This is a genomic window from Bradyrhizobium sp. P2_E8, assembly GCF_056403875.1.
On record NZ_JBFUES010000310.1, the window covers coordinates 1 to 7,408 of the forward strand.

7 protein-coding genes and 1 pseudogene are annotated in these 7,408 nt (G+C 57.4%); 4 read left to right on the forward strand and 4 right to left on the reverse strand.

Annotated elements, in window-relative coordinates:
- Nucleotides 1-1,206: MFS transporter (locus tag AC1D00_RS18505; RefSeq protein WP_477011644.1), on the forward strand; the 1,206-nt coding region annotated here is incomplete at its 5' end.
- Between the two features lie 174 nt (nt 1,207-1,380).
- On the opposite strand, the gene AC1D00_RS18510 is transcribed toward AC1D00_RS18505, so the two are convergent.
- Nucleotides 1,381-2,151, reverse strand: a complete 771-nt coding sequence (locus AC1D00_RS18510; RefSeq protein ID WP_477011645.1) for a GntR family transcriptional regulator — start codon at nt 2,149-2,151, stop codon at nt 1,381-1,383.
- 430 nt (nt 2,152-2,581) lie between these two features.
- Here AC1D00_RS18510 and AC1D00_RS18515 point away from each other — a divergent pair, with 430 nt between their 5' ends.
- The 3 genes from AC1D00_RS18515 to AC1D00_RS18525 are packed head-to-tail and all read left to right on the forward strand — an operon-like array spanning nt 2,582 to nt 3,925.
- Nucleotides 2,582-3,214: an SDR family NAD(P)-dependent oxidoreductase gene (locus tag AC1D00_RS18515; protein WP_477011646.1), complete on the forward strand. Its 633-nt coding sequence runs from the start codon at nt 2,582-2,584 to the stop codon at nt 3,212-3,214.
- A complete protein-coding gene (locus tag AC1D00_RS18520; RefSeq protein ID WP_477011650.1) occupies nt 3,132-3,305 on the forward strand; it encodes a hypothetical protein in 174 nt (57 codons plus the stop codon). The genes AC1D00_RS18515 and AC1D00_RS18520 overlap by 83 nt, the downstream gene beginning before the upstream one ends.
- Before the next feature lie 53 nt (nt 3,306-3,358).
- Nucleotides 3,359-3,925, forward strand: coding sequence for a nuclear transport factor 2 family protein (locus AC1D00_RS18525; protein ID WP_477011647.1), 567 nt, complete (start codon nt 3,359-3,361; stop codon nt 3,923-3,925).
- A gap of 621 nt (nt 3,926-4,546) precedes the next feature.
- Here AC1D00_RS18525 and AC1D00_RS18530 read toward each other — a convergent pair.
- The 3 genes and pseudogenes from AC1D00_RS18530 to AC1D00_RS18540 form a co-directional block, all read right to left on the reverse strand.
- Nucleotides 4,547-6,613, reverse strand: a complete 2,067-nt coding sequence (locus AC1D00_RS18530; RefSeq protein ID WP_477011648.1) for an AAA family ATPase — start codon at nt 6,611-6,613, stop codon at nt 4,547-4,549.
- Nucleotides 6,610-7,140 carry a hypothetical protein gene (locus AC1D00_RS18535; protein ID WP_477011649.1) on the reverse strand — a complete coding sequence of 177 codons (531 nt, stop codon included), beginning with the start codon at nt 7,138-7,140 and terminating at the stop codon, nt 6,610-6,612. Before AC1D00_RS18535 ends, AC1D00_RS18530 begins: the two co-directional genes overlap by 4 nt.
- Nucleotides 7,140-7,408: pseudogene (locus AC1D00_RS18540) on the reverse strand (SIR2 family protein); the annotation flags it as partial. The pseudogene AC1D00_RS18540 and the gene AC1D00_RS18535, both read right to left, overlap by 1 nt.

A 7,408-nucleotide genomic window follows, 5' to 3' on the forward strand; every position in this document is an offset into this window, starting at 1 on the left:
CAGCAGGCCAGTATCAACGGCTGGGTGTCGATTGGGGTGATCTTTGTCGCCTTGACCGGTGGCCCTGTAGTCGACCGCTTTGGACGGCGTGCCGGCGTGATGTTTACTGTCGGAGGAGCAGCGATTTTTTCGATGTTGACAGCGCTTGCAGGTCAACTCGGCCTTGTCCCGCTCATCATCATCCGCGCTTTGGCTGGGTTGGGCTATGCCGAGCAAGGCGTCAACGGCGCTTACCTTAGCGAACTCTATTCGTCGGCCGCAAACCCGCGAATTCGCGAAAAGGGTGGCTCTATCTATGGATTGGTCCAGGGCGGCTGGCCGATCGGCGCTTTGATGGCCGCCGGCTTCAGCGCATTACTTTTTTCGAGCATCGGCTGGAAGGGCGTCTTCGTCGTCGCAGGCATCATGTCGGCGGTCATCGCGGTTCTCGCTTTCTGGCTGCGGGAGAGTCCTCACTTTGAGGTGCTGAGGCGCGTGCGCATTTTGCGCGCAGAAGGAGACAATATGGGAGCCGGCCAGCTCGGGCGCAGCTACAACATAGCCGAACACCACTCCGGAACGTCGACATATTCCGACGCCTTCAAAGGCGCCGCACTCCGTCCGACCCTCGGCCTCACCCTAACCCATATCCTTGGGTGGATGCCGGTTTTGATATTTGGAATCCTGGGAACTTCCGTGATCACTTCCGTTCACGGAATCACTTTCGAGAACTCGTTGCTTATTCTGGTTGGTTCAAACTTTGTCGGCTTTATCGGCTATTTGGTCCATGGCGCGGTTGGCGACCGCCTCGGCCGTCGCAACACGATTGCCATCGGCTGGGTTTGTGCGGCTATTACCTTCACTGCGATGCTGTACGGACCGAGCAGTGAGGTGATCGTGATTGCGCTCTATGCGATCGGAATGTTCTTCCTGATCGGACCATATGCGTGCGTCCTGTTCTTTGTTGGCGAAAGCTTTCCTTCCGCCGTTCGCGGGACTGGCGCGTCGATTGTGGTGGGTGTTGGACCGGTCGGCGCGACCATCGGTAGTTTCGGCATCGCGCAGGTGTTGTCGGCCGGCGGAGGTTACCAGCTTGCGGCCCTTCTTTTCGGGTCGATCCCCTGCCTGCTTTCCGCGTTGGTCGTAATGACGGCGCGGGACGTTCGTTCGGCGAACGAGGCGGACAAGATCGAAATGGCCCTTATGACGCAAGCCGCCAGTACATAGAGTAAAACTGATGCGCGGCCGCAGAGCGCGATGGCGTCATAGCCGTCGCGCTCTGCACGGTAGGATGTGATGTCGGCGAAGCCGATGTTAGCTTCTCAGGCTGGCCCAGTCGTAGTTGTCGCGCAGCGTACCGTACGCGCAGATCTCGGAAGCAGATCATGCCGAGTCAACGAGTTAGCCTGCTGGCAACCGTGTCCCGCCCAGCACCGATTTCAACGCTAGCCGAACCAGGGTGGGTTCGAACTCCGGGGACTGACTAAGGAATATCGCAAGCGAAGTTCGCGCCAGATGTCGGGCAAGTCCCTCGACGGCGCCGTTCACGTCGCCTTTTTCGCACGACTGCAGTATCGCCTTGTGTTCTTGGGCGCTTGTTGCCCATCCATGAGTTCCCTGCATGATGAAAGCCCGGCGATAGCGTTCGGCATGATCCGACTGTGCATCGATCAGACGCTCGCTGCGCGGTCCGGCGCGACAGATGAGCCTGCGGTGGAATTCGCGATGCGGAATCTCCCAACCATCGACGTCATTCCGCTCCATGTTGACGTCCATCTCCTTAATGAGCTTGTGCAGCGCTCCGAAATCCTCATTCGTAAGGCGCGGAACACTAAACCTCAGAGCCAGGGACTCGGTCGCGATACGTAGCGCATAGAGCTCTTCCATGTCACTGATAGACATGCCCGCAATCTTGACGCGCTGGTTGTGCTGGGCTTCGATCAAGCCCTCTCGCTGCAGCAGCCGCAGCGCTTCGCGAAGCGGTGTTCTGCTGACGCCGAGCGATTTGGCCAACTTGACTTGTGAAACCACACTGCCGGGCTCAAGGTCTGTGCGCAAGATTGCGGTTCGTACTTTTTCATAGGCGATGTTGAGATTTGACTGCGAAGATTCTTCGTCTGCAGCCCCGGCGGCTATTTCCTGTACATTCGCAAATTGTTCCTTTGAAAGCACCACGGACCTCAAAAGCCTGAATCTATGCGAAACTGTATACAGGTTATAGCAGTCCCGGGTTCAGTTCAAATAGGGAAATGGCGGTTCAGAAAGCGGGATTCTTCCGATCGTTCGGTACTCGGAGTGTTCACCGTCCCGTTATGGCATCTCCCTAGTCCAAACTCGGCAACAGCGGTCGCCCAAAACGGGCCAATCAGGGAGCGTGGAGCACGGTCACATCCACCTGGACCAATCCAAGAAATCGCGCTTCGGTGTGATCCTTCCCGAAACGAGTGCTGTCTCCATCGATCTCGGTACGGCTGATCGTAAAACGCGGATCAATGCAATTGCGGCAGTTACGGCACGATTGTCGTGCGGGCCCGACACTTCCCCTCGGAGGGAATGTAGCTCTAGTTTGCTGTCAAAAGATATCTTCGGGAGATCGTCGGCCATGCTGGTGAATGACAGGGCTGCGCTAGTAACCGGCGCCAATCGAGGGCTCGGTCGTTGTCTTATCGATGCATTGATCGATGCGGGGGCCAAGACCGTATTCGCGACGGGGCGGAACTCCGCCACGCTTTCTCCGCTCAAGGGACGATACGGCTCTCGAATAGAGTGTCTGCAGCTCGACCTCACAAGCCCGGCTCAGATCGCTGATGCCGTCATAAAGGCGGACGTATCCCTTCTGAACAATAACGCTAGGGTTCTCGACTTTGAGGGCCCGCTGGCGACGACGGAAGCGGCTCTTGATAGGAACTTTGCCACCAATTTCCACGGAACGTTCGCGATGAGCCGAGCGTTCGCGGAATCCATGGCAAAGAATGGCGGAGGTGAGATCGTCAACATCCGCAGCTTTCTTTCGCTTGTTCCTGCGCCGATTTTTGCTGGCTACAATGCATCCAAGGCCGGCCTCTTGGTCTATGGCGATGTCGCTCCGGCCCATCCTGAGGCCGAAGAATGTCTCTGTCATCAACGTTTTCCCCACGACCATAGACGCGGATATGGTGAAGGGACTGGAGAAAACGAAGGCGCTGCCGAGCGATGTAGCTACAGCGATCATCCAGGGTATCGAAGAGGGCGATGAGGATAGCTATCCACTCGGCGCCGCCGACACATTCAAGGCATGGCAAGCGGACCAGAAAACGGTTGAGGCGAAGTTCGCCGAGATATGTTGATCCTGCTTTGAACTCGGTTGCCGACTCTGAGATGCCTAAACAGGGGAAGAAAAATGAACGAGGATTTTGCAGTTCGAACTCAGGAAGGAGCGGATCGAGCCCTGGATCGGCTTGGAATTGCGGATGTGGCCTACATCTACGGGGCAGCCGTAGACTTGATCGGCGGGAACCCGGTAAAAGTCGGCGATTCTGACCCGGTGCTCGATGAGGCGACGAAACTCTTCGGGCAGGCCATCCATGAGGACGCCAAGCTTCGTTTATTTCTTGCTGGCCCATCAGGACCTTCGCAGCCCATGGGGCCAGGCGGTCCCGTCGGTGTGGCGCAGGCAGTGCGAACCTATTTCACGGGCTACGGATACATTGCGACGCAACATCCGGTCGGCAATGTTCGAGTTTCGTTTACTGGGCCCGACACGGCAATCGGAACCTGCCTCATTCCCTGCTTCCACTGGCTTGCAGACGGACGAATGCTTCTCGCACCGGTGAACTATCGTGATGAGTATCGACGCGTGTCGGGAGTTTGGAAGATCGCTACGCGCGATGTATTTGCAATGAAATTCTGGATTGCCGAAGGCTATGAGCCGAATCCCCTGGACCCCGGCATGGGGCGTCCCAAGTGATCAGCGCGCAATAGCGAGGTTGCTCCTGCGTCTCAAGACGGACCTAGTCAGGGCCCGCTGTTGACTGAGGTCTCACTCGATCGGAGGCAACTATTCTTCGACCGCAAAACGCCCCGAGGCACCAGTTTTTTAAATAGCGACTAACAGCGAATGTCGGTATCGGTGGTTGCGTCTCCGGGATTTGAACCTACGCAACTGACAATGGCTCCAGTATTGGACTTCGCTTCTGGTCCGGGTCGCCGCCGTAGGAGAACGCCGCAACGAAATCGCAACGAATTGGGTGAAACGACCGTGAACAAAACGGGAGGGAACGACCGCCACAACAAGAAATATCAATAACTTAGAAGATGCTCACTGCGTTCGGGACGCCGGGCAACCCTCAATCAGATCGCAACTTGAAGCCGAATCCATTTGCGCGCTCAGAGCGGGGGGCAATCCATTCCGACAAAGAAACCTAGTTGGATTCAATTCAGGTTGAGCGAAACGTTTGTCGGATCGACATTTGATTCTGCTGCGAAATCACACGCCTCTTAATGAGCTATTCTGTCGGAAATTTCAGATGTTTGCGTCAAGACAATCTCACGGATGATGCGCGAGCTCCAGAGATCATGGCCAACCGCCTCAGACGCCGCCGACTACCTGCAAGCCAGAACTGCTACGCAATACTCTAACAGGCATAGGTGGGATTTCCACATCATTGACAACATTCGTCGATCCCTGAGGACCAAGATCTATATCGAGGCGTCGCCCGCCTTCGTTTGACGTGCTTAGCAGGCGCCGACACAGCAGATCAGCCAATGCTGGATCCTCCACGGCGCAGACAATTTGGCGGCCGTCGAGCCGAAGCGCGGCGAGGACTTCCACAAGCTGAAGAGCACGGAAGTCATCGATGTGCTGAACGGGATCGTCGAGGAGAAGCGAGCGCCAAGGCGTCCACGCGCGAGCCAGATGCACAGATAGAAGGAATGCCAGGCCTGCGGCTCGGCGCTGTCCACTGCTGAAAACAAACTGCGGATTCAGCCCCTTTCCAACTCTTAGGCTCAGGAACCGGCGAACGTCCCCGCGGATGCTGTAGTCGATGGTTTTCCAGTCGGCATGCGGGCGCAGACGTTGATACAGCTCGTTCAGTAGGGGGCTGATTTGGGCCAGCCTCTCATCGATGATCTCGGCGATCACGCGTCTGACCGATCGTTCAATTTCGCGAGCGGATGCAAGTGCAGCCTGCGAACGACTTACCGCGTCGGCGAGCTTTTCGATTTCGTCTCGAAGCGCGGCGATCTGGCCCTCAATAGAAGATATCCGGGATACAGACTGCGAGGCATCAAGAATAAGAAGTGCTCGTTCGAGTTCGATGAGTCGATCGCGTTCTCGAGCGATCTCTTGTTCCAACCCGTCAGGATCCTGGATGAAGCGGTGGTCCAGACTTGCTTTGTCATAGAATTCCACATGAGCCAGTTCCTGCGCCCGCAATCTTTGCTGCTCGTCCGCGTTGGCCACGACTTTGGCCTCAGCTGCCTGGAAAGTCGCTGCGGGTTCGCGTGCATTTAGCTTGGCGATCGCCAAGGCCTCGCGTGCGGTCCGAACTTCTGAGGACAACGCTGCAATACGCTGGCGGGCGGCTTCAAGGCCAGAAGCGAATTCTTCAGACGTGCGCGTGGCTGCACAGAGAGGGCAGCGATCATTATGAAGCCCCAGCTTTTCTCCGTGCTCGACGAGAAGTGTTAGGGAAGCCGCGATTGCGTCGGTCGCTTCCTCTTTTGCCAAGCGGCGTTCTGCCCCCGCGACTGCATCGTCGGCCGCGTCTTTTGCCTGTCTTGCGCGTTCCAAGGCATCTGACGCCCGTTGCCTCTCGGCAACCGCGGCCGGTGCGTTAAACGCCTGCTGTCGAAGTGCTACGTCCCGACCGAGCACAAGAGCTTCGCCCATTCGACTGAGTTGCCCGCGGCGATCAGCAAGGGCTCGCCGACCTGCCGCGATGCGAGCTGCGAGCTCCGTGGGTGCATTTGGGACTGCGGCCGCGACCACCTGAAGGGCAGCTGCCACATCGCCGGATCTGGTCAGAGTGGCTTGAGCCTCTGACTGCTGAACGAGTCGATCAGATAATTTCGATCGCGCAGCTTCGTATGCCGCATCGTTCCGGGTGTGCGCCGCCTCGGCGGCGGCGACAACCTCCTTGGCTTTGGCGCCGGACGCCGAACCTTCAAGTGCCCCAAGAGCTGAGCGGACGAGGTCGAACCTCTCAGTTTCAGTTAGATCGAGGCTGAGTGCAGCAATCCACTCATCTCGGATGATCGATGTGCGCGCTAGTTGTTTGAGCGCGTCCTCGGGGGCTGGCTCGGCGCACAAAGCCGAGCGAATCTCGCCCTCCGAACGATTCGAGCCAGATTCGCGCGTGCGCGTTATCGTAAACGGCTCCCCGCTATCAGTGATGAATGAGACAGTGACGTAGTGTGCGCTTGGTGTGCCGTCGCCCCGCCACCACAAATAATCACTGATACTTTCCTTCGCCGCCTTCTCCACTGCATATTTGTCAATTGAGCCGGTGATTGCGAACTCAACTGCGTCGCAAAGAGTGCTTTTACCGACGCCGTTTCGGCCGGTGATGACCGTAAAACCTCGACCGAAGCTCACCCTTACCTTGTCCCGGAAGCCTCGAAATCCGGAGATCTCTATAAAGTCGAGCCTCATGAGATTGCCCCTAAGATCCGGGCAACTTCAATGCTCGGCGTGTCATTCAAAAAGGCAGTGACAGCATCGTGCGGGATGTCCTTGAGCCGGCTTCGAAGCCGATTTTCGAAGTTCGAAGCCCCTAGCAATGGCTTTGATCGGATAGAGATCAGCGGCAAAAGGGCGCGCTCTACGTCATCTGGCGTGGTTACTGACGCCCGGGCGATCTTGCGCGTGAGCGAGAAGTCCTCCTCTATTCTTTCTATGGCTCGTGTATGCGAAGCCGCCGGATCGCTGGTCAGAAAAACCGAATAGACATTCCAGGCCTTGGAGCCGGCCACGCGGAGCGAGGGAGCATGCCGCGCCAGTGCCGACTGCTGGCTCGTTTTCCACCCCTCCAAAAGCTTACTCGCAGTCTCGAATACGTGGACGAACCCGAGCAGGGCCGCGCTCTCGAAACAGGTCACTGGCGCGATTGATCCGGTCCAGGTCCACGTCTCGTATTGGGCGTCTCGCAAGACGATTTCAGCTTGAGTTTGAATATCCATCAGATGTTCAGCTCCGCCCGGGCACTGGGCAAGTCGAGCCATCTCCCACCGGTCTCAGGCCGGACGACGTCACCCGGCCGCCCCGAGCGAACGACATTGCTCGGAACACCTAGATCTGTAGCACCTGCCGCGACCACGATGTCCGCCGTCATGGCCAAGGGAGGCTCGACGAATTTGGCGCGGAGAGAGCTTAAGACTGATTCCGCGCCGTTGATGACACGAATGACACGTCCATTGAGGTCATAGCCATCCTGTCTCTGTGTAGCGC